This is a genomic window from Enterococcus raffinosus (genome assembly GCF_018917525.1).
GTDB lineage: Bacteria > Bacillota > Bacilli > Lactobacillales > Enterococcaceae > Enterococcus_A > Enterococcus_A raffinosus_A.
Map to the genome: position 1 here is coordinate 34,742 of NZ_JAHLOS010000016.1, position 23,782 is coordinate 58,523.

At 39.8% G+C, this 23,782-nt stretch carries 17 protein-coding genes; 1 reads left to right on the forward strand and 16 read right to left on the reverse strand.

Annotated features, from left to right (window positions below):
- Positions 1-92: 92 nt before the first annotated feature.
- Both KQI58_RS11590 and KQI58_RS11595 read right to left on the reverse strand, forming a co-directional pair.
- The gene (locus KQI58_RS11590) at positions 93-1,037 is read right to left on the reverse strand and encodes a TMEM175 family protein (protein ID WP_216409229.1); all 945 of its coding nucleotides are present in this window, start codon (positions 1,035-1,037) and stop codon (positions 93-95) included.
- Between the two features lie 145 nt (positions 1,038-1,182).
- Positions 1,183-3,576, reverse strand: coding sequence for a Xaa-Pro dipeptidyl-peptidase (locus KQI58_RS11595; protein ID WP_216409232.1), 2,394 nt, complete (start codon positions 3,574-3,576; stop codon positions 1,183-1,185).
- Positions 3,577-3,831: 255 nt separating this feature from the next.
- Here KQI58_RS11595 and KQI58_RS11600 point away from each other — a divergent pair, with 255 nt between their 5' ends.
- Positions 3,832-4,110, forward strand: coding sequence for a zinc ribbon domain-containing protein (locus tag KQI58_RS11600; RefSeq protein ID WP_216409233.1), 279 nt, complete (start codon positions 3,832-3,834; stop codon positions 4,108-4,110).
- 20 nt (positions 4,111-4,130) lie between these two features.
- On the opposite strand, the gene KQI58_RS11605 is transcribed toward KQI58_RS11600, so the two are convergent.
- The 14 genes from KQI58_RS11605 to KQI58_RS11670 all read right to left on the reverse strand — a co-directional run bounded on the left by KQI58_RS11605 (position 4,131) and on the right by KQI58_RS11670 (position 23,749).
- A complete protein-coding gene (locus tag KQI58_RS11605; protein WP_216409235.1) occupies positions 4,131-5,366 on the reverse strand; it encodes an MFS transporter in 1,236 nt (411 codons plus the stop codon).
- 53 nt (positions 5,367-5,419) lie between these two features.
- Positions 5,420-8,008: an alpha-mannosidase gene (locus tag KQI58_RS11610; RefSeq protein WP_216409237.1), complete on the reverse strand. Its 2,589-nt coding sequence runs from the start codon at positions 8,006-8,008 to the stop codon at positions 5,420-5,422.
- Positions 8,008-9,114, reverse strand: coding sequence for a PTS fructose transporter subunit IIC (locus KQI58_RS11615; RefSeq protein WP_216409299.1), 1,107 nt, complete (start codon positions 9,112-9,114; stop codon positions 8,008-8,010). Before KQI58_RS11615 ends, KQI58_RS11610 begins: the two co-directional genes overlap by 1 nt.
- A gap of 16 nt (positions 9,115-9,130) precedes the next feature.
- Entirely contained in the window at positions 9,131-9,451 is a 321-nt protein-coding gene (locus KQI58_RS11620) for a PTS fructose transporter subunit IIB (protein WP_216409300.1), read from the reverse strand.
- 15 nt (positions 9,452-9,466) lie between these two features.
- On the reverse strand, positions 9,467-9,913 hold the full coding sequence (locus KQI58_RS11625) for a PTS sugar transporter subunit IIA (RefSeq protein WP_216409239.1): 447 nt from the start codon (positions 9,911-9,913) through the stop codon (positions 9,467-9,469).
- Positions 9,914-9,915: 2 nt separating this feature from the next.
- Entirely contained in the window at positions 9,916-11,805 is a 1,890-nt protein-coding gene (locus KQI58_RS11630; RefSeq protein WP_216409240.1) for a BglG family transcription antiterminator, read from the reverse strand.
- Positions 11,806-12,086: 281 nt separating this feature from the next.
- Positions 12,087-13,232, reverse strand: a complete 1,146-nt coding sequence (locus tag KQI58_RS11635) for an MFS transporter (RefSeq protein WP_216409242.1) — start codon at positions 13,230-13,232, stop codon at positions 12,087-12,089.
- Between the two features lie 207 nt (positions 13,233-13,439).
- Positions 13,440-13,805: a PqqD family protein gene (locus KQI58_RS11640; RefSeq protein WP_216409244.1), complete on the reverse strand. Its 366-nt coding sequence runs from the start codon at positions 13,803-13,805 to the stop codon at positions 13,440-13,442.
- A complete protein-coding gene (locus KQI58_RS11645; protein ID WP_216409246.1) occupies positions 13,798-15,717 on the reverse strand; it encodes an OPT/YSL family transporter in 1,920 nt (639 codons plus the stop codon). The genes KQI58_RS11640 and KQI58_RS11645 overlap by 8 nt, the downstream gene beginning before the upstream one ends.
- 85 nt (positions 15,718-15,802) lie before the next feature.
- A complete protein-coding gene (pepV, locus tag KQI58_RS11650; RefSeq protein ID WP_216409248.1) occupies positions 15,803-17,221 on the reverse strand; it encodes a dipeptidase PepV in 1,419 nt (472 codons plus the stop codon).
- A gap of 633 nt (positions 17,222-17,854) precedes the next feature.
- Positions 17,855-20,464, reverse strand: a complete 2,610-nt coding sequence (gene ppdK, locus KQI58_RS11655) for a pyruvate, phosphate dikinase (protein WP_216409249.1) — start codon at positions 20,462-20,464, stop codon at positions 17,855-17,857.
- Positions 20,465-20,621: 157 nt separating this feature from the next.
- Positions 20,622-21,134 (reverse strand): DUF1456 family protein, encoded by a 513-nt coding sequence (locus KQI58_RS11660; protein ID WP_216409251.1) that lies wholly within the window; start codon positions 21,132-21,134, stop codon positions 20,622-20,624.
- 113 nt (positions 21,135-21,247) lie between these two features.
- Positions 21,248-21,619: a DUF1304 family protein gene (locus KQI58_RS11665; RefSeq protein ID WP_216409253.1), complete on the reverse strand. Its 372-nt coding sequence runs from the start codon at positions 21,617-21,619 to the stop codon at positions 21,248-21,250.
- Between the two features lie 381 nt (positions 21,620-22,000).
- Entirely contained in the window at positions 22,001-23,749 is a 1,749-nt protein-coding gene (locus KQI58_RS11670; RefSeq protein WP_216409255.1) for a glycoside hydrolase family 13 protein, read from the reverse strand.
- Between the last annotated feature and the right edge of the window lie 33 nt (positions 23,750-23,782).

A 23,782-nucleotide genomic window follows, 5' to 3' on the forward strand; every position in this document is an offset into this window, starting at 1 on the left:
ACCTAGCTCTCCTGCGATATTTTTACTTCATTATAGCTTTAGAATAAAAAAAGACCAAGACGAAAAGCCTTTTTACTCCTCGTCTTGGCAATTTACTTTGGTTTTTGGGGATGGTTCAGACGCGGCTCATTCGGGTCCTTTTGCCGATTAAAACGCCGTTCAGTCATGGCTTTTTGCATTTCCAGTCTTTTTTTCTGCTGTTCTAAACGCGTAATTTCTGCTTCAGCACGGCGTTTATCGTGCTCGTTCAATGTTGGAAGATCTTGCTTGCGTTGGTTGATCTCTTTAGTCACATGTTCGTCCCAATCGGCCATGACTTGTCGCCAACGCTCTGGATTTTGAGCGTCATCGCCCTTCATTGAATCTCGCAGTAAGCTTGAATAGCGTCGCATCGAGTTCCCCCAAACCTGATTCCGATCTTGGAAATAATCGAGCTGCTGGTCCTCATCCATTGTCGCGATCAAATTATCCTCTTCTCGATCAATAATATTTTGCAAAAATGCCAGAATCGGCAAGATCAAATAAATAATTAATACAGGTCTAACGTAAAACATCCCTACGATTAGAACGATGATTCGAAAACCAATCGCTAATAGGTCTTGCCTGTTCAGCTCGTTTACTCGCCGTTTCCGCTGTTCCTCATCCTTTAATGATTGGGCTGTTAATGCTACGATCAAGCGCCGCATTACAAACGTAACGATCAGCGTCAATACTCCATAGATCAAAAGGGTCTGCTTTATGGTGTCATCAATCAGTAATCGAGTTGCAGAAGGCACCAATGATAAGAAAAATAGTAATAGCAAATAGACGACCAAATCTTTATTTTTCACCTGATCGATTTTATTAAAGGCATAACCAGTCTGAAACCACAGGTTTGCCACAAAGCAGAAGCTGATAAAATAGATGCCCACTGCTCTAAATAATGAGTAAAGATCCACAGCTCCATTTGCCGCTGTTTGAATTGGTAGCTCTAAGACGATAATCGTCAGGATAATCGCGATAATCGCATCGCCAAAGACGACAACACGCTCCTTCATTATTCCACCCCTTTTTTTATATCTCTGGCTATCATATACCAAATTACTTAAAAAGAATAATGATAAGGAGAGCTTATCATTCTGCTCTAGAGATACTTGATAAAAGAAAAAACCAATCACAAAAGCTGTGATTGGTTTAAAGGATTTATTCACCACCCATAGGCAGGATCAATTGTGATTCGGCTAAATCAATGGTGTAATCAATGTCTTGATTGCCGCGAACGGTCATTCCAAAGTCTGTTCCATAAACAGCTAGGCCAATTTGACGACCTGCTGGTAGATGATACATCGTTGGGTGCAAGACTACTTCGATCTCCACAAATTCATTGGCTTTCAGATCGTCGTTTTTCCAAGGATTCTCACGATTTTGCAGATTAATATGTCCACGGGCGATCAGCTTGTAATCATCCTCCGCACCTAGTTTGAACTCCACTAGATTATCTTCACGCCAATTTCTACCTAATGGTAAGCCATGCAAAGCGACCACATCTGGCGTAGGTTTCAAACGTTTTGCAGTACCAAAGTCGATTAATTCAAAGCTCAGCATTCCTAGATCAACACTTGAAGCTACTTTGACTCTTACCTTCGGACGACCATTTAAGAAAACTGCTTCATCTAAGGCTTCCGTTTTCGCTAAATAACGGTGCCCGTCCATTGGTCCTTCTTCTTTAAGCTCTTTTTCCCAAAGCTCAATATTTTTCGTATAACTCTCGTATTGTTCTTTTGGTAATTGATCACTGAAAGTGTAATGACCCGTTTCAGCACTATCCGCCAGTTTCTTTTCGCCTAAATGATAGGCCTTTTCGCTGGCAGGCGCCCAGTCTTGCAAGGTATTCCAAGTTTCAGGAGTCGTATTTTTTTGATAAACAATGTCTGGTAAAATATCTTTAGCATTGTTTTCAACACCATAAAGCTTATAACTCAACCACAGATTCATCATATCTTGGAAATCAAATGACGGCATATTGTTAATATAAATGTGCTGCCCTTGATGCAGGATCAGTTTCTTCGCAACTGGAATATCTTTCAACGCATCCCATAAATCTGCAACCTGACGTGGTTTTACGTTCCAGTCGTTTAACCCATGAACCATTACCACATCGCATTTGATATCCTTGATGAATGGCAGATAATTTCGTTCATCCCAGAAGGTATTGTAGTTACCAAATCTGCGATCCTGCCACTCTGCCATGCCCTTCAAATAGTCTAAGAAGAATTTCTTGCTATGGAGGTAATCACCGGCATTACGCATTTTACTGAAGGTTTCAATTGCTAGTACATCCGCATCTTCACCTGGGAATCCGCCAGGTGCGATAACTAAGCCATTATCACGATAATACTGATACCAATCAGAGATTGCAGCTTCTGAAATAATGGTTTCTAATCCTTCTACTTGTCGTGTCGCACAAGCTGTCGCTAACGTTCCAAGATAGGATTTCCCAGTCATGGCTACTTTTTTATTGCTCCACCAAGCCTTGATACGAATATTGTCTGTTCGATTCGTGAAGGCGCGACGGTTGCCAGCCAACCATTCAATGTAAGCCACCATTGCAGTTGTCTGCTCTACCGATCCGCAGGTTTGAATGCCATCAGAATCACGAGTTCCAATTCCTGAGCCATAAACCACCGCGAAACCGCGAGCTAAGAAAAAGTCATTCAGGCTATGATTATTTTCACGCGTGAAGGTTTCCGTTGCATGTGTCGCTTTGCCCTTCACTTCCCGCTCAGCTGGGAGCTCAATCTGTTCCGGTTTGTACCTAATATCTTCATAGGTAGTCTCCGTTGGTTCCTTCCGTTCCAGCGGCACATTCACATCATAAGTCAGCTCTTCTCCCGCTGGTCCATTGACGCCTTGGCTATAGGGGCTTGCAGTAAATAACGTTGGAACCAACAGTCCTTCTTCTGTTTCAGCAGGTCGTAAAATCTCCAGCTTCAGCAAATCCCGTTTGCCATCTTTGTCAGTATCCAAGGGGGCTTCCACATAGACGACTTCACGAATTAAACGAGACGTGTCGAATACCGCTTGGGCTTTTCCATTGAAGAAGAAAGGTTTACTAACTTCCTTGTCCTCGAAGTAGCCTTCTGAGGCTAATTTATCTAAGTAATTCAAGCCATTCTTCGTATGACTGGTTAATAATAAATACCAAGCTTCGATGAGTGTTTCTCTGGTAGAAAAATCACCGTCAATCGTTGGAACACCAATCTTTTCGGCTTCCGCTAAAACATTCTTTGGCTCAAAATCGATCGTCGGTTCAAAATCTAACTGCTGCAGTCCCATCGTATAAAAAACTTCCTTTGTTACCGAAGAATCTGCCTGATAAAACGTGCCAAGATCAGTTTGTTCATCCGCCAAAAAATTGCCAAGCTTATTGATAAAGCCGCTATCATCACGGACAGTTAAGAAGCTTTTCCGTAAAAATTCAAACCATAATTTCGTCGCATCCTTTGCAGAATGAATGGTCAAAAAGCCGGCCTGTTCCAGTTCTTTCTTTGATTCTTCAAGTGAGACACGTTTTAAACCAAATTGATTGATCTTCATTGACTTCTCTCCTTAATGTTCATAGTATCTTTTGTTTGCTACTCGAAAAATAGGACTACTTTTTATTCGATGAACCAAACTTTCCTTTAACAATCAAGAATTCGTTATTCTACCTATCACCGATTCTCAATAAATTTAGAAAAGTTGGACGAGCATCCTTTTTTTCTGATAGAATAATTATAACAAATACTACTGATAAGTTCGGTTAAAGTTCAATGAAAACGATTACTGAATTTTATTAAGAGGAGGATTTTAATGAGTGAGATGACCTATTGCCAAAGTTGCGGAATGCCATTGACTAAAGGAGTCCATGGAACCGAACACGATGGCTCAGAAAGCAGTGAGTACTGCTTATATTGCTACAAACACGGTGCTTTTGTGGATGACTGTACGATGGAGGATATGATCGCCGGCAGTTTACATCATATGAAAGAAGCCGGAATCCTAGAAAAACAAGGTAAAACAGAAGAAGAAGCCCTAGAACATATGAACAGTTTCTTTCCAAAATTGAAGCGTTGGAAAAAGTCGTCGTAACAAAAATTACGACGACTTTTTTAGATTGAGGTTAATTCTTTAGAGCCCTTTTCATCGGGTGTTTTGAGCAACAAGCTTAACAGACTCGCAAGAAAATACAGAATCGCAAATACTAATAAGGTAAAATTTCCTCCATAACGTTGAAATAGTAAAGTTACTAGCACCGGCCCGATAAAATTGCTTAATCCAGAACCAAGATTTAACACAGAAATTGCCGTCACCTTATGTTCAGGAACCATTGAAGGGATCAATGCTGACAAAGGTGTAAATGCTGCGATACCGATTGCAAAAAGACTAAATGCTGATAACAACCAGAGGAAGTTCCCAGGGAAAAAGTTAGTGACTATTATCAATAGTAAACACGAGAATCCTGTGATCGTTCCCGAAAACATTGAAACAACCTTGCGCCAACCATATTTATCCCCTAAACCACCAAAGAAGAGACCTGCAAAAGAATTAATCACATAGCAAATCGCCCATGCACTTGTCCATTGACTTAATGAAAATTGATGTTGCAGCAAAAAAATCGGCATCATAATTACAAATCCAAATTGCCCAATATTATTAATTCCTTTCACTAGTAGACCAACTATTAAACGAGGAAATTGAAACAGAATCCAAAATCCCCGTTTCATTTCAATCAGAACAGTCGCAGAATTATTCTTCGATTGTTGAAATTCGCAACGCGTGAGTGTTACCAAGCCACCAAATAAAATCAATCCACCCCCAAAAATAAAAATGAATGTTGGAGCCATCCCCTTTAACAAACCTGTCGCTAAGATTGGCCCAATAATTGTCATTCCTAAGTTGAAACATAACCAAAACCATGAGGTTCCACGTCCTAATTTTTCAGTAGGTGTCTGAATCGTAATTGCTACTAATAAAGAATAGGCAAACAAAGGATAAACGGTTCCTCGAAGCATATAGCCTAAGAAGATCAAACCTGTCCGCATGCTCACCAAACCGGGTAAAAGAATTATTGTACTTAAAAAGGCTACAATAAGACTACAAATTATCATTTTTTTTACAGAGTAACGATTTACTAAAAAACTGGTGATCCATGAAAAAAATGCTACAAAAATACCATAAAAACTAAAAAGCAAAGAAACGTCTTTTACTTGAAAACCTTTGTTTGTTAAATACGATGAGAACCAACTCGTTTCGATAGTTGCTCCCAACATAAAAAAAATCAGGCCAATATAACCCCAAAACAGATCTTTACTTATTCCAGTTTTCGCTAAAATACTATTTTTCATCTTCTCTTCCTTTATAAAAAACTGAGATGACCGAAATCACCTCAGTTCATCATTTATTTGATTAGAAATGTTGCAATACTATACGGATCAATTCTTTCGTTTTGTTGCACTGATTCTTCAATCGCATTGATTCGTTCAACATTCTTCCCTTTGAAAAGCTTAGTAATCGGTAGTGCCATATCTTCCTGTGTTGGATTCTCAAAACGAACAACAAATGCCTCTGCCGTATAATAGGAGCGATGGATACTGCTGATAAATAAATCGCTATGTTCAAAATCAAGAAGACTATGTTCTTTTGTCTCAACTGACAAGGGATGTTCAAATGGTTGAATCTTATTATCAATCCGATGCACAAAATAATTCAACGTTTGTTTTTGATAAGCGATTGATGGCTGCATCAGTGCTTCTCTCCAATGGTGCAAAATAACTTCATCAACTGTTGCTTCATCGATACGCAGTACAAATTTAAATGCGATATCCTGACCAAGTTGTTGTGCTAATGGTGTATCCATCATAATATGCCCTTTTTTTGTCGTATCGCCAGAAGCACGTCCCGGACGATAAAGCAGGTCTGGCTTACCTAGACTATCCGTTGTTGCTAGTAAAGTAATCCACAATTTATCGTTCTGATATTCATACTCCTTGCTATCCTGCGTAAAGAGCGTCAAACAATGATCCTGAGAAACGCCGCAAATGATTTTTTCAAAAGGATTGACATTGACTGGCATCTCAGAATAAATCTTCTCCCACCCAACAAGATTCTCATTCTCGCGAGTAATAAAACCAAATGGAACACCTGCAAGCACTTGATTAAATAGTTGGTTGTTCTTAATTTGCAATCGGACACGATGGTTCAGTAACGAATTATTGAAGGTAACCTCTCCTTGAAGCTCGTCCTTCCTATTAAGCGTCAAGGTAACTTGATAAGCGAACTCTTGATTGTAGCGTCCAGCTTTGCGGTCGGCTAACGATTTTGGCAGCTTCAGCTTTCCACTTAAAATCATTTTTTCTTGATGCGGTTCTTTCCAACATTCGCAATGACCAAAAGATAATAACTCGACCTGCTGTTCTTCAAGTGGAGAAAAATCGTAGGCATCTCCTGCATTGGCCTCATCAGTTAGTGAAATGAAATCAGAAAAAACTTGCCCCTGATAATCCAAATCAACTTTCCCGTTAGAAAAAATTAATGAAAGTTGATTTCCGCTAATTTTCTGGTCAGTATATTTGATTTTATCTATCTTCTCCGTGTGCTCCTCAAAAGAAAAGACTTTATACCCTAAGCCAGGTAGCTCACAATTTAATTCAACTGTTAGAATATAATAACCTGGTTCAGTAATAAATCGATTACCCGCAGGTGTTTCTTCAAGAATATTTTCACGACTATCCACATATTCTTCTTTGACCACTACTGAGTCAGCTCCCGAAAAACGAATAGTAGCAGTTCGAGATAAAACCGTAACCGTTTTTGTTCCATTAAAAATTTTCGGAGATGGATTGACAATTAATAGTTCATTCGGTTTCAAATCTAAAGCATCTGCCAATTGCTTCATAATTGTATTTTCGATACTATCACAAATTTCCTGTGCTTCTTTTAATCGGTGTTTAATATCTTCGGCAACACTGTCTGACACACATCCTGCTAAACTATCATGTGCTTGAGATTCTAACAGTTTTTTCCACGCCTGCATCAGCAATCGATTACTTAGCTTAATACCAATCTGATCTGCTATGACCGTCAAAGGTTCAATCCGCTGAACTAGGTGATCCTCTAAGTGGAAAATCATCTGCTTCAAATCCATCCGAACAGATCCGATCGTTTTATGCACACGAGCAAGTACTGGTTCACGGAATTCACCGCGATATGTTTCAAGCGTTTGTTCATTCACATAAGCTAAAAAATCTTGATAAGTACTGACTTTGTAATCATATTTCCCTAATTGATTGATTTGTTCAACCTTGTTAGAAAAATCATGGATGATGGCTAGCTGGTCATTGCCGGAAGGAATCAAAACTTCTCCATCAGTGTATTGCTTGATAAACTCTACCGCCGGATCAAGACGCCCATCAACATATTCTGCTGTAGGTTCTAATAACATACCTGTTCCATATCCTTGAGGTAAATTTAAAGCTGTTACTTCAGCTTTACCATTTAGACCCAACCATTTAAAATATGGTGATTGAATATGCTTGCCTAGATGAAGACCGCGCCACAAAATGACACTGTCCAGCCCTGCTTCTTTTAAAATTACTGGAATCTGTGCGTTAAAACCAAAAGTATCTGGTAAATACCCAATCGGTAGATAGTTCCCATATTTTTTACTTTCAAAAATGCCGATCATTGCATTTCTCAAAATTGATTCGCCAGAAGTAAAGAATGCATCAGATTGAGTATACCAAGGACCAATAAACAACTGCTTATCCGCTACTAGGCTTTTGATTTCCTCTAATTTTTCTGGATATAGCTTTAAGTAATCATCCAATATAGACAATTGACCATCTAAAACAAAACTGGCTTCAGGATGCTTCTTTAGTTCTTCAATCGCATCGGAAAATAATTGATCACTTAATACTAACGCATCCATTGAAGTAAAATACCATTCTCGATCCCAATGGGTATGATTCACGATATGAACGTTCGTCATTAGTTCTCCCACTCTGCCTCATCAAAGCTATAATCCTCTTCTTCAACTGAGGAAACTTCGATACCAGCATCCTTTTTACGTAATAAAACACTTGAAACAGCCACAAACAATGAACCAGTAGCAATCGACAACACGTAGATCAGCCATTTTTCAACTGTAAACCAGCCATAAAATCCACTAATTGGAGCTTGATTGACCGCACCTAAACCTACTGCCATTGCAGAACCAATCGCCGATCCGATCACTGTTGATGGGATTACTTTTAACGGACTTTCAACTGCAAACGGGATCGCGCCTTCACTGACACCGACTAAGCCCATGATGATCGCTGATTTTCCAGCCTCACGTAATTCAGTATTGTATTTTTTCTTTGCAAAAACAGTCGCTAGACCCAAGCCAATCGGAGGGATAATGATTGCAACCTGCGCAGCTGTATTCGGAGCATACACTTGACTAGTTAGTAGTGCCATCGCTGTCGTAACAGCCGCCTTATTGACTGGACCTCCCAAGTCAAAGCCGACCATTGCGCCTACGACTGCCGCCATAATAATTTGATTTCCGCCGCTTAGACTGTTTAACCAGTTTTCCAAGCCGACATTTAATGCCGCAAATGGAACCCCGATAATGTAATTAATAATAAGAACGGTTGATAATGTTCCTAAAACCGGAATCAAAAAGACTGGAACGATGGAGGCCATTGATTGCGGTAATTTCACATGATTACGAATCCATAGGCAAATGTAGCCAGCAATCAATCCAGCTGCTATTGCACCTAAGAAGCCTGCATTGATATCCTTAACCAGCATTCCGCCAACTAAACCGGGAACGATCCCTAATTTATCTACGACAGAATAAGCGATAAATGCTGAAATTACTGGGAACATCAAACCTAGAGCTGTTCCGCCAAAGCCATCGATACTATGAAGCAAACGAATCATTCCATTTGCACTATCTGCGTATTTTGCATCCCAAATATCCGTTAATCCATACAACGAACCTCCTACCCGTGAAATTGCCATAATCACTGCCCCAGCAATTACCAACGGAATCATGTAGCTAATCCCTGTCAATACATGGTTTTTGATCTCTGATAACACGCTTTTCATCATTTATTCCTCCCAATTAATTATTGTCTACTAGATCCAACGCATCATTAATGACCTTTTCTGCATCCTTGATTGGTGCAGCCACAGGAACCTTCAAGATCTTCTTCCCAGCAAAACGTTCTTCATCACGCACTTTTGTGTCCACTGCGAAGATCACGACCTCACCGATCTGACAATCCTTTTCTGTTAACGCGCCGTCGATTCCTGTTGCACCTTGAGTTTCAACTTTTAATAAATAGCCCTTTGCTTTGGCTTCCTTTTTTAATGCTTGAGCTGCCATAAAGGTATGAGCGATCCCTGTTGCACACGCCGTTACTGCAATAATTTTTCTTTTCATCATTTCTTCCTCCTATTAGCCTAAAATTTCGACGATCTCATTCGCATTTGTTGCTTCATTCAATTTAGTAATGACTTCCTCATCCATCAATTTCACCGCGATCTCCGAGAGAATCGATAAATGGGTATCTCCTTGTTCACTTTCAGGAATCGCCAGCATCACGATCAAGGAAACAGGCTTTTCATCTAAAGCTTGCCATTCGATTTCCTTAGTCAATCTGGCAAAAGCAATCGCTGGTTCTTTGACTGCCTGAGACTTTCCATGAGGAATGGCGATTCCATTTCCGACACCTGTGGTGGAATGAATTTCTCTATCTAAAACGGCCGAGACAAAGGCTTCTTCATCGGTTAAAAGTGATCCCTGCACGAATAATTCTGCCATTTTTTGAATCGTTTCTTCTTTAGTCTCCGCCTCTAGCGCTAGATCGACTCGATCTGTGTGCAATACCTCTAAAACTTTCATTCCTATAATCCTTCTTTCAAATAATCTAGAATTTGTTGCGCATCACCTTTTACTAAATACCCTTTTTCGTTTTCATCGATAATCGTTAAGAGTGAATCGAATATTTTTTCTAATTGCTGCGGCCCCTCATCTTTTACACAAAGGAAGAAAATAAACCGGACCCGTGTGTCTCCCCAAGGAATCTCATTGGTCAATCTCAGAAAAATGATAGCTGACTCCTTCACGTACTGAGGATTGGCATGAGGTGTCGAAAACTTTTCAAACGAAGTATATGAAAACTGCTCACGTTCTTTGGCACTCTCAATAATGCCAGATTTCCCATAGCCCTTTTCGATCAGTTGTTCACCAAGAAAAGAGAGGGTTTCATCGATCGTATGAAAGCTTTTATCTAAAAAAATCAGTTCTTTTTTAATCAAGCGGCTGAACTCAAAGTTCCGCGATTTTTTCTTTTGATCGTGTTCCAGATAATATTGAATCTGCTGCCGATCAACTTGACTCAAAATAGGTGAAACGATCAATAATTTTTCATCTGGCAAAGAAATATTAACCGTTGAAAGAACCAGGTCCTCACTGATGATTGTCTGATCCAGCTCTTGAACCGATAAGATTCGATTGATCATTATTTCAGGAAAAGTCCGCTTGATTCGTGCTGCTAATAATTGAGAAGTGCCTTTTCCACTACTGCAAACAAGCAAAACGTCGATTTTCGTATCCTCTGTCTGCAACTGCTCTCGATACGCCTGCAAATGTACCGCCATATAAGCAACTTCGTCCTCTGGAATAAATACCTGATACTGCTCTTCTAATTTACTCTTTAAGGTTAAAGCCTCATCAAATGACAGCGGGAAATTTTTCTTAATATCCTTTGTATAAGGATTATTGACCGGCAACTCATTGATGATTCGTTCTAAAGCCAGTTTGATATGTCGTGCTAAAGCATTCACGGCCGTTTGTTCATCCAGCAGTGTGTACCTAAGGATCATTTTGCCGATTGTTGTTTCTTCAATAACAGCCTCATTGGTCGCAAGAGGATTCATTTGATCAAAATACACTTGAATGTAGCCGATTTCAATTTCAGGTATCTGGATATCAAAGGCTTTTTCCAACTCAGTGATCAAAGATTCTATTCCTGAAGCTCGCTGTCGATCTTCTGCGGATTGTTCACCGATCAACTGATTGTCTTTGATTCGTTCAATCGCGATCAGTAAATGTAAAATTAGAGACTGATAATTCAAATCGCTCATCTTGATCCTGTTCTGAGAAATAAATTGTTGGAGAATCATGTTGATCTGTTTTAAATAGTCCAGATTGATAAAAATTTGTGCAAACTTTGGAATCCCCTCGATCAGGTGTAAGAATTGTCCATCTTGATTAATGACCTGCCAATTTTGTCCCCAAAAATAATGAATCAAGTCCAACGCTAATTTTCGGCGTTCATACTCCATAATGTTTAAGAAGGAACCCTTTCCCGGAATTTTTTCGATGGCTACATGGAAGTAATCGAAAATCTCGTACACCTGACTCATATCCTTTTCCAACGTCGTTTTACTCACAAACAAAGAATCAGATAATTGCGCTAACGTGAAGTAGCCTTGATTATTTAAGATCGTAAAGCAAAGATACTGTATTCGTTCTTCCTTTGTATTTGGAACCGTTTGTTCCATCTCATGAGTAAGAAACCTGCTTGATTTTGTTTTATCCCCGATAATCGCAACCCCGATTTTGGGTTTCCGACTAAGAGATAGCTCACTCCCCTTCAAAAATTCTTCTATTCTATCTAATGATTTTGAAACGGTTTTATTGGATAATTTCATTTGCTCCGCTATCTGAGTGATCGTTAGATGGTTACTTTTGATTAAAATATCGAACACTTCATAGTCTCGTTTATCCATTGAATCACCAATTCCCTTTCTTGAGTTAATCTTATATTGTAAGCGCTTTTTAGAAAACAGAGTCTTTTTCCCTAATCAATCCGGTAAAACATTGGTTTGGCTATGTAATGAGCTTTGACAGTTTTTTAGAAGCACTTTTTACTTTAACATTGCTTGCTTCTAAAACAAATTAAGAGAACGATTAGTCTTTTTAAAAATAACTTCTTTTTTGAATAAAAAAATGCTAATCCCTCTCGCTAGGTTAACCCAACAAAGAAAGAATCAGCATTCCTAATAGTAAACTAAGCCCGTGTTTCCTTTATGATTTTTTCCAACATCACCGTCGACAACAAAACAATACCACCAAATAAAAACAAAAGATATGGAAAAATTATCAAACTAAACTGATCTGCCAAAAAGCCTAACAACGGCGGCAAACAGGTTGTCCCTGTATATGCCAACGCTAGCTGTAAACTCATAATCCGCGCGGAATTTTTCGTCCCAAAGCGTTCCGGTGTTTCATGTAACATCGTTGGGAAAATCGCTGCTGAACCTAGCCCGGTAAAGATAAAGCCAATGGCCGAAAAGTTCCCACTACCAAAAGCCAGAAAAACCACACCGATCAATAGTAGCAACTCACTTAAATACAATAATTTTCGGCTGGATAAGAAGAAGGTGAAGAAGCCCGCAGCTAGTCGTCCGACCGTCAAACTAGCATAGTAGGTTGATGTCATGAATGCCGCTGTTGATACAGGAATGCCCTTCACCCGGACTAAAAAGCTGCTACCCCAGAGTCCCATACATGCCTCGACTCCTACATAAAAAATGAAACAGATCAATGAAAATATTACTCCAGGCTGCTTGATTAACGTAAGCATTGAAGCCTGCGCTTTTTCCGATTGAGCTACCTGCGGCGGTTGCTTCCATTGTTTGCGTGTAAGAAAGACAATCACGACGAGGAAAAATTGCAAGCTAGCCAACACAAGATAGCCGCCCCGCCAATTTTGATTTCTTAAAAAGAAGCCCATAATAATGGGACCTGTGGTGGCACCGATGCCCCAAAAACCGTGCAACCAATTCATATGATGAGCTTTATAATTCAGCGCGACATAATCATTTACCGCCGTATCAATCGCACCTGCCCCCAATCCAAGAGGAATCGCACTCACGATTAGAAAGACAAAGTTTTGCGACACGGAAAAGCCGCATAATCCAAGAACGGTTAAAAATATGCTGCAAACAATCAAATTACCAACACCGATCTTTTGAATCAACCGATTGGTCTGAAAACTTGAAAGAATCGTGCCGATCGAGACGATCATGGCGATGATCCCAGCAGCGCTTGCAGCGACATTGAACTCTCCATTTATCGTGGGCCAAGCAACGCCCAGTACCGAATCCGGCAAGCCTAAACTAATAAATATCAGATAAATCAAACTCAAAAACAAGACACTTTTCCCCTAGTTTTCCTCTAGAAGAATTAATCTATATCTATTCTATATGAGTGAAGAATTTTTTCCATCATGCTCAAAAAAATTAAAGATTTCCTTTATACTTGTTCGTTTTACTGAATATTTAAACCTACCTTTTACGTTATTACGAAAAGCATCAGCCGCAAAAAACGCACTAGGCTTTTTGCCTAGTGCGTTCATTCCTTAAACTAACTCAATATATTTTTCATTCTTCTCTAAATGATGCAAATAAATCAATAAACGATCGTACAGTTGATTATTGGCTTCTTCTATGGCCGAACCAAGGTTTTCGCCAATCTCCTTAACCGTCCGTTTCCCATCAATTTGTTGAAGAATAAAGCTGCCGTATTTATCCAATTCCATCTCAGAGGTTTCTGGAATTTTATAATGAATCTTACGTAAGACTCGTTGAATCCAAGCATTTTGTTCCGTGATGACGAATACGATTCCGTCACGAACTTCGTAATGCAAATCCTCTTTGATGCGATAAACGCGTTTTAGCAGCTCCTGTGTTTCAGGGTTTACAGCTTGTGGCTGTTCATTAGTCATTGTGTTTCACTTTCTTCACACTTAACAATGGTGCAACGATCGCAACAACTAAGACTGCAAGTAACAAGAATGCTGCCCCATTAGAACCTAAGAAGCCAGTTGGCGCTCCAGGAGTTACCACACCAGTTACTTGTAAAATGATTCCGATCAAACCGATGATTGAACCACCAGCGATTAAACCTGAAGACAAGCTGACACCTAAAGTGATACGTTCTTCTGCGACTTCTTCTGTTTCTTTTTTGTTTAATTCATCGATTAAACGACGGATCAATGCACCAACTAAGATGATTGATGTTGTTGAGATTGGTAGGTAGAAACCAATCGCAAATGTCATAATTGGAACCTTCATGAAGTGTAATACAACACCCATTGCGATACCAGCGATGATCATATGCCATGGAAGTGATCCTGACGTAATCCCTGAAGTCAATGTCGCCATCAAGTTCGCTTGTGGCAAACCAAATGGAGGGTTTGAACCAGTAATTGCTAATTGTGGAGATAAGATTACCATCATACCTGTAACAATAACTACACCGACAATGTTAGAAATCAAGAAGTAACGACGACCTTCATTGAAGTTTCCGCCCATTACAAACGTAACTTTTTGTGATTGAGAATAACCACCAGCTACTGAGATCGCTAATACGATAAATGTACCAAACATCAATAATTGTTGTGTATTTTCAGCTGAAGTCCAGCCCATCATTACAAAGACTAATGTCAAGATAACCATTGACGCAATCGTCATACCAGATACTGGTAAGTTTGAGGTACCGATCGTACCAGTCAAACGACCTGCAACGATAACGAATAGGAAGCTTAAGATAATTGACAACAAACCACCAACAAGTGCCATTGCAACACTTCCAGTGATAACGAAGCCCATTACGATACCTACAACAGCACCAACGATCAATGGCAACATACCGCCGCCTTCTTGTTCAACGCCGTCTTTACGACCCTTCATAGTAGCAGAAATTGATGAAATGATTGTTGGGATCAATTTGATCGCACCGATCAATCCACCAGAGATCATCATACCAGCACCGATGTATTTAACATAAGAACCGGAAATCACTGCAAAGTTTGAAGCACTCAATAATTGAGACGCATTATCCCAAACATGGGCATTGCTGTTAGCCATTTCCATGAAGTAGCCCAATAATGGTGCGATCGCGAAGTTTGCTAAGATCGAACCAGCAAACATCAAGACTGATACGTCCATTCCGACGATAAATCCGATACCTGCTAATAATGGATTTACTTCTGTTTCAAATTTCCATTTGTAGAAGCTTTCATTTACATAACTGATAACATTATTCATAATGCCAAATACAGATCCAGTTAAAGCAGTTAAGATACCGCCGATTCCAAAACCGATTCCCATGTATTTCAATGAATCGCCACCAGTATCTGAAGCGACTAATGTTTCAGAGATCGCCATTGCTTCAGGATAAACTAGTTTACCGTGTTCGCTGACTAGCATGTAATCTTGAACGATTGAGAATACACCGACACCTAGTAAAACAGCACCGATTCCTAAGCCAACACCTTCGATGAAGTTCACTTTACCACCGACTAAAATAACGGCTGGCAATACGAAAATCATCCCTGATGCTACAGATTCCCCACCACTTGACATCAATTGCAATAAATTCTTACCTAAAATTGTTTTAGGTTTTACAAATAGAGCGACTAGCCCTGATCCAATAATTGCGCCTGGAATACCTGCAGCTACAGTTAAACCAGCCTTCATACCTGAATAAGCAGTTGACGCAGCGAACAACGCAGCAAGCAAAATACCTAAAATCATGATGATTGGTGAACCTGCTTTTTTAGGCTTATCCGCTACATACGGGACATAATCTTTCCCCGCTACTCCACCAAAAGCGTCTTTTGAGAGTTTTTTCATTATCTTTGAAATTCCTTCCTTACTATCATTTCCCCATCGAGATGAGGAATCCTGTAAAGACAGGATTCCTGTCTCTCAATACCGACTATTTAACTAAGCGATAAATAGCATCAGCATAAATAGCTGTTGCTTTGAACAAGCTATCAATAGGCATAAATTCATTTGGTTGGTGCATTACGTTTTCTTCACCTGGGAACATTGCGCCATATGCGACACCACGTTCTAGGATTCGACCGTAAGTACCCCCGCCGATTGATTCTTCGTGGCCTTCAAGACCAGTATGTTCTTCGTAAACGTCCAATAATGTCTTCACTAATGGATCAGTCGCTGGAACATAATGAGGAGTTTTCACGTCACCAATGATCGCGATTGAAACATCTGCAGCTTTAAGAACTTCTTCCATGTTGGCTAAGATTGTATCTTTGTCGATGCCTTCTGGATGACGAATGTTTAAGGTAACTTTTTTGTCGCCGTCAGCATTGTAATCGAACAAGTTCGCTGATGAAGTTGTTTCACCCATTACATCGTGTTTTGTGTAAGCATTTAATTTCTTACCGTTGTAATCTAAATGCATATATTCAGCGATTGTTTGAATATAGTTAGCGCCATTGCCGTCTAAGTTGTAGTCAGCTAAGAATGCTGCTAAGAATGTTGCAGAGTTGACGCCGAATTTTGGTTCCTGTGCGTGAGCACCTTTACCAATTACAGTAATCGTGATTTCGCCGTTGTTTTCAGCAAATTCACCCTTCACTTCTGATTTTTCGATAAATGCGTCAAATGCAGCCTTCATATCAGCAACTTTTGCTTCAGCATTTACTTTAAGAACAGCTGTTGCATCCCCTGGTACCATGTTCGTACGCAAGCCTGATTTGAAGCTTACTAGATCAAAGTCGCCAGCTTCAGCACCTGTTTTAGGCGCGAAAGTTACTTCATAAGACAAGATTCCTTTTTCACCATTAATAATTGGGAATTGTGCATCTGGAGAAAAACCGACTTTAGGCATTTCTTCCACTTCCATATAACGGTGAATCCCTACCCATTCGCTTTCTTCGTCCGTACCGAAGATGAAGCGGATTTTTTTAGAGATTGGTAATTCTAGGTCTTTAATAATACGCATTGCATAATAAGCAGCGATTGAAGGTCCTTTATCATCAGCTGAACCACGCGCATACAATTTTCCATCTTTGATCACTGGTTCAAACGGGTCTGTATCCCAGTTGTCATCAACAGGAACTACGTCAACGTGTCCTAATAGTCCGAACATTTCTTCTCCATCACCGTATTCGATATGACCTGCTACGTTTTCGATATTTTTCGTCACGAAACCATCGCGTTCGCCAAATTCTAATACTTTACGTAAAGCGGCTGCTGGTCCAGGTCCAAGAGGTTCTTCTTTTGTTCCATGTTCCACGTCGCGAATACTGTTGATCCGGATAAGATCGCCTAAGTCTTTCAGTAAGTCGTCTTTGCGTGCTTCTACTTCTTTTTGCCAATCAATTGTCATTGTTTAATCCCTGCTTTCTTTTTTTTATAACAAGTTAAAACCTGTTAGATTCATTAGAAAGATCATGTCTAAATATCGTTCTCAAATTTTGACAGCTTAGAATAACTTTTTTTCAAAAAGACGAATCAACGGTCCCTTTTGAGGATGTAATACGTCAAAACAATCAACGGAAAAGATCGCTCATGAATGTCAAAATGTTATTCTATGATTCCTAATTCCGCAGTTTGTTTCACCTCCCAAGTCAGCATTATACCGTATTTTTATTCATAAGTCATTGTGAAAAAACTATCATTTAATGTAAATAAGACAATTTTCATCAAAAATGAAGTTTTTTCTAAAAAAAATATGTTATCCAAGCAAATCAAAAAAAGAGGGTCTTTTCTTATGACATGACACATTTAAACCCTACAAGAAGTATAACGAAGGTTGTATCCGTTTACAAATTATATTTTATTCATTTAACCTTCGTGTTTCTCATTTATTTGTTATCTTTACTTAATATTAAATTTTCGAATTATCTAGTTAATAACAAAAAAGAGATAGCCTTTTAAAAGACTATCTCTTTTTGAAATCATATTATATTTTAATCTAAAACTCATATAACTGTTTTTTTATTCGCGCTTTACTCTACTTTTACAGGGCTGCCTGAGCCAATGTCATTTTCGCCTGCGGAATTCTAAATGGCGAACAAGAGATGTAATCGATAGACAAGTTATTTAAGAAGGCAATTGACTTTGGATGAGCCGCTGCTTCACCGCAAATTCCAATCTTCAGCTTCGGATTAACCTGTCTTCCTCGCTCAATGGCTAATTTCATTAAGGCACCAACTCCAGCTTCATCCAGAACTTGGAATGGATCGTCCGCAAAAATTTCTGCCTCCATGTATTGATTAATGATTCGTGGTGAATCATCTCGAGACAAGCCCAAAGCCATCTGCGTCAAGTCATTCGTCCCAAAACTGAAGAAATCGGCATGCTTAGCAATTTCATCGGCCACAAAACAGGCTCTTGGAATTTCGATCATTGTTCCAATTTGATAGTCCACAACTAGTTTTTGCTCTTCTAAACCTTTTTGGATTGCCTCTTCAATCGATGCCCTCACCCGAGCGAACTCTTGCGCATCAATGGTAAATGGAATCATGATCTCTGGTTGGATGGCAAAATCATTTTCTTTTGTCACTTCGCAAGCAGCTTCAATGATCGCTTCGGCTTGCATCTGATAGATTTCTGGATACGCTACACCTAAACGTAGACCGCGGAAGCCCAGCATTGGATTAACTTCAGCTAAATTATCGGTTTTCCGTTTCACCTCATTATAGGTCTTGCCAAGCTCCTTCGCCACTTCCCGGCACTCGTCCGCTCCTTTTGGCAAGAATTCATGTAATGGCGGATCAAGTAAGCGGATCGTTGTTGCTTTGCCTTTAGCAGCTTCGTACATATATTTGAAATCTTGTTTTTGGACCTTTTTCAAATCCTTTAATACTTCCAAACGTTCTTCTAGACTATCAGCCAAAATCAATTGTCGGAACTGCAACAATCGGCTCTTTTCAAAGAACATATGCTCCGTTCGAGCAAGGCCTATACCGACTGCTCCAAGAGCCATACCGGTTTCGATATCGTTCGGTGTTTCGGCATTTGCGCGAACCTTGATCTTTGCATGACGTTCCCAGATCTCATGAAGATCATCTAAAGCAACGGTATTGGTCACCTCTTCCATTGGAATCTCACTAAAGTAGATATTTCCGCTGCTTCCATCTACAGAAAGGATCGTGCCCTCTTCGATAACCTTGTCGCCAACGGTCGCTTTATTTTCCTCTAAAACTGTCAATCGTTCACAGCCAACTACGGAACAGATGCCCATTCCTCGAGCAACCACTGCCGCATGAGAAGTCATTCCACCGCGGCTGGTAATCACCGCTTCACTGACAGCAATTCCTTCAATATCCTCTGGTGATGTTTCTTCTCTTACTAAGACAACCCTTTCCCCTCGCGCTTTAGCCTCGGTCGCCGCTTCGGCAGTAAAGTATGCCGCTCCTGTTGCAGCGCCCGGGCTAGCTGCTAATCCAGATAAGAAGGATTCATGACTCTTCAATTCTTTTTCATCGAAGTTTGGATGCAAGGCTGCTTCCAAATCCTTCGCTTCGATCCGACTGACTAATTCTTTTTCATCGATAATTCCTTCTTTGTAGAAATCTAGCAGGATTGTCAACGCTGCCTTCGATGTTCGTTTGCCGCTACGGGTTTGCAGGATAAATAATTTCTCCCGTTCAATCGTAAACTCAACGTCCTGCATATCGTGGTAGTGTTTTTCTAAATCTTCACAGATGCCTTTTAACTGTTGGTATTGCTCAGGCATATCATCCGCTAAGACTTGAATCGGTTTTGGCGTCCGAACTCCGGCTACCACATCTTCGCCTTGCGCATTGATTAAATATTCACCGAATAAGCCTGGATCTCCTAACGATGGATTACGTGAGAAGACGACCCCAGTCCCTGAAGTATCACCAAAGTTTCCGAAGACCATTTCTTGAATGTTCACGGCTGTTCCGAGATCATCACTGATGTCATGAAGACGACGATAGGTTTTGGCTCGTTGATTGTTCCAGCTGCCGAATACCGCTTCGATCGCTAGATATAATTGTTCAATCGGATCTTGTGGAAATTCTCGCTGCAGCTTTTTCCGATAAATCTCTTTGTACTCGCTTACAATTTGCTTCCAATGATCCGCAGTCAACTCATTATCAAAGGTTAGACCATTCACTTTTTTTAAAGCTGTGATGCGATGTTCAAAATCATTATTATCCAAGCCCATCACAACATTTCCGAACATCTGAAGCAGACGACGGTAACAATCATAGGCAAATCGTTCATTTTGACTGTTCTCAGCTAAAGCTGCAACTGTTTTATCATTCAGACCTAGATTTAGAACCGTGTCCATCATTCCCGGCATCGAAAATTTTGAACCACTTCGTACGGAAACCAACAACGGGTTTTCCAAATCGCTAAATTTTTTTCCTGTTTTAGCCGATAATTTTTCAACAGCCTCCATCACTTGATCCTTCATTTCGTCGATCAGCTGGTTGCCGTGATTTAAATAATGTAAGCAGGCTTCTGTAGTAACTGTAAAACCTGTTGGAACAGGCAGCCCTAATTTTGTCATCTCAGCGAGGTTGGCTCCCTTCCCGCCTAATAAATCCTTCTGTTCTTTAGATCCTTCTGAAAATAAATAAACCCAACGATTCATGCGATTCTCCTCTTAAAAAGTTTTATTTAATCTAATAACAGTTTAATATGCGGATTATATAAAGTCAATAAGATGTTTATATAATTTAATCATGCACATATATGCACAAAAAAGACCAGTCCTGATATGAAAGACTGGTCCTCATCATTTTATTCAATTACTCGCGATAGCATAAGGCTAATCCCTTTAGAAAATTCCGCGCGTACTTATCACCACAGGGCTTAAAATTGCGATGCCCTTCTTTTCTTAAAATAGCACCAAGCTCTCCTTTAGAAGGATACACACCCGCTTCCGCTAAAATATCAAGCATGTCATCACTGGTCAATGCTAACGCAATCTTCACTTTCTTCAATAAAACATTATTCATATACCTAATTTCTGTACTTTTAGGCTGTGGTGTCTCTGACTTTTTATTTTTCGGTTCGCCGCGTTTTAAGGTAATGAAACCATTCAAAAAGGTATCCAAGGTTTTATTATTGATCATTTTCACATAAACGTTCTTTTCAAACCCTTCATTTTCTTCAAATTCATGATCATGTACTTTCGTTAGCATGGCTCTTTCTTCTTCTCTGGAAACATCCAAGCCGCCTAATTGAAAAGCTTTTACGATATCCGCATCCTTTATATCCAACGCATATCTTAAACGCAACAATAAATCATTATTATTCATGTTCTTCCTCCGTAGCTCTCGACTGATCTTCCTACTATAACACAATGCTTCCTGCAAAGTAGCAGAAGTCAGCCAAAAAACGTTCGGCTAAGACTTGATTCTTAGCCGAACGTTTACATCAAATGAAGCAGGATGATTAAAACTGTAATGGTCGCAGGCAGCGCTTGGATCAGGTAGATCGATTTTGTCACGGTCTTACCACCATAGAGTCCCACAATCACGACAAACAGATTGAGTAATAGCAAAACCTTCAATCTTATATCTCCCTGAAATAGCAATAAGCTCGTCAACAAGGCCAGCCCTAAGCTACCATTATAGATACCCATATTTTTCAAGGCAATTTGAGCATTTTTTTGAGTGACAAATTCCATTGGCATCGCAAATGTTTTTGCCTGCTTTTCCGCTGGCGCAAACATTTCCAGCCCCATAATCACCAAATGCAGCAAACCGATGATTCCGGATAATAAAAGAATAATGAATTCCATAGATACTGCTCCTTACTCCTATTAAAGTAATTATTTTTTCTTCCAGAAAAAATAAATCTGATGTTCGTGCCGTATACCATCCAACTAGGTTCAATCACTTGTTTTTTCCTTTTCATTCTCCCTTAGTATTTCTCTTCTTAATACTGCATAAAGTTGGACTGGCATCCTTACTCCTATTAAAGTAATTATTTTTTCTTCCAGAAAAATAATCCTGATGTTCGTGCCGTATGCGATCCAACTAGGTTCAATCACCTTTTTTTTTCCTTTTCATTCTCCCCTAGTATTTCGCTTCTTAATACTGCATAAAGTTGGACTGGCACCCTTATTTTTATGAATGTATCTACTATATTCATCTTTTCCCTTTTTTCCAATCAAAACGTCTTACATCTTCTCAATCGCAAATCCATGACGCGATAACTGATAAGCATCATCTTCATGGTAATTCTGCCCAAACAATCGCGTTCCTTCTTTTTCAAACTCAAAGGGTTCTCCTTCATTAAAGGTAGCTCTTAAAGTCTTTTCCTTATACTGTCGAGTCAGCGAAAAAGCTTGCTTATCATCATCATAGTGCCAAGTCATAGTTCCATAGCTGAACACTTCCGAAAACTGCTTCCGTAAAGCAATCAATTGTTTCACAAATGTTAAAAGCTCTTCATCCTGATCATCCCAAATCATGCATCGGCGACAATCCGGATCCATCTCGCCTTCCATACCAACCTCGGTGCCATAATAAATACACGGCGTCCCTTTTTGGATAAACATGAACGTCAAGATAGCCTTCATCAACTCCTTATTGCCCTGACACAAAGTCAGAATACGGGGTGTATCATGAGAGTCTAGTAAATTAAAAGCTACTTCATTGGTTTGATCACGATAAAGCAGTTGCTGGCGATTCATCCCAAAAATCATTTGCGAAATTGAGATCGACTGCTCAACAAAGAAAGCTTTGATATTATCCGTAAAGGCATAATTCATCACAGCATGAAATTCATCGCCCTGTAACCAGCGTTGAGAAGAGTGCCAAATTTCACCTAAAATATATAAATCTTCCTTTTGCTTCAAAACAGCTTGGTGAAACTCTTTCCAAAAATGATGATCCACCTCATTTGCCACGTCCAGCCGCCAACCATCGATATCAAAATCACGAATCCAATAGGTCGCAATTTCCAACAAATACTTCTGAACTTCCGGGTTCGCTGTATTCAGTTTCGGCATATGCGGATTAAAATTGAATGTATCATAGTTTAAATTTTTCGCGTTTTCGGAATTAGGAATTGCGGTATAGCTTGGTGGAAAAGATGCAATGTGAAACCAATCCGCATAGGCTGACTCTTGCCCATGCAAAATCACATCCTGCCACTGGTGAGAGCTTGCTCCAAGATGATTGAATACTGCATCCAGCATGACACGCATTCCACGTTCATGCGCCTTTTCGACTAACTCACGGAAAAGCTGTTTGTCCCCAAAGTGCGGGTCAATCTCATAATAATCAACGGTGTCATACTTGTGATTCGACGGTGAGGTAAAAATCGGACAAAGATATAAACCATTCACACCCAACTCTTCCAAATAGTCCAGCTTATCAATAATTCCTTGTAAATCACCGCCGAAAAAATTCTCACGCGACGGCTTTTCACTTCCCCACGCGAGCGTTCCTTCCGGATCATTCGAGGGATCGCCATTATAAAAACGCTCTGGAAAAATTTGATACCAAACCGTTTTAGCTACCCAATCCGGTACCTTAAAGCGATCAATTTCTTGAAAATAAGGCATTCGGAAATAGAGATTATCATGCATTAAGCGCTGTTCTTCATAGTCAAAAATTCCCTGATCCGTATAAAAAACCTGCTTACCTGAATAATCTGTAATACAAAAAGCATAGGCCAAACGGTGATGTAAAGCGGTGACTTCAATCTCCCAATAGTCATGATTATCAGTCGTATAAGCTTTGTTCATGGCTTGCTGTTTCTGATACCATTTTTCTTCAGCAAAAGTATAAAAATCTCCGCTGATCAATCCCACGGTTTTTATGTCATTACGAGCAGTCTGCAAACGAATCCGCATCAGATCTTTGGTATAAAGAAACGCAAACTCACTCTCGGGACGATGATAAATTCCTGCATCGTTCATCCCTCCACCTCCTTCTTTGCCTTCATTGTAACA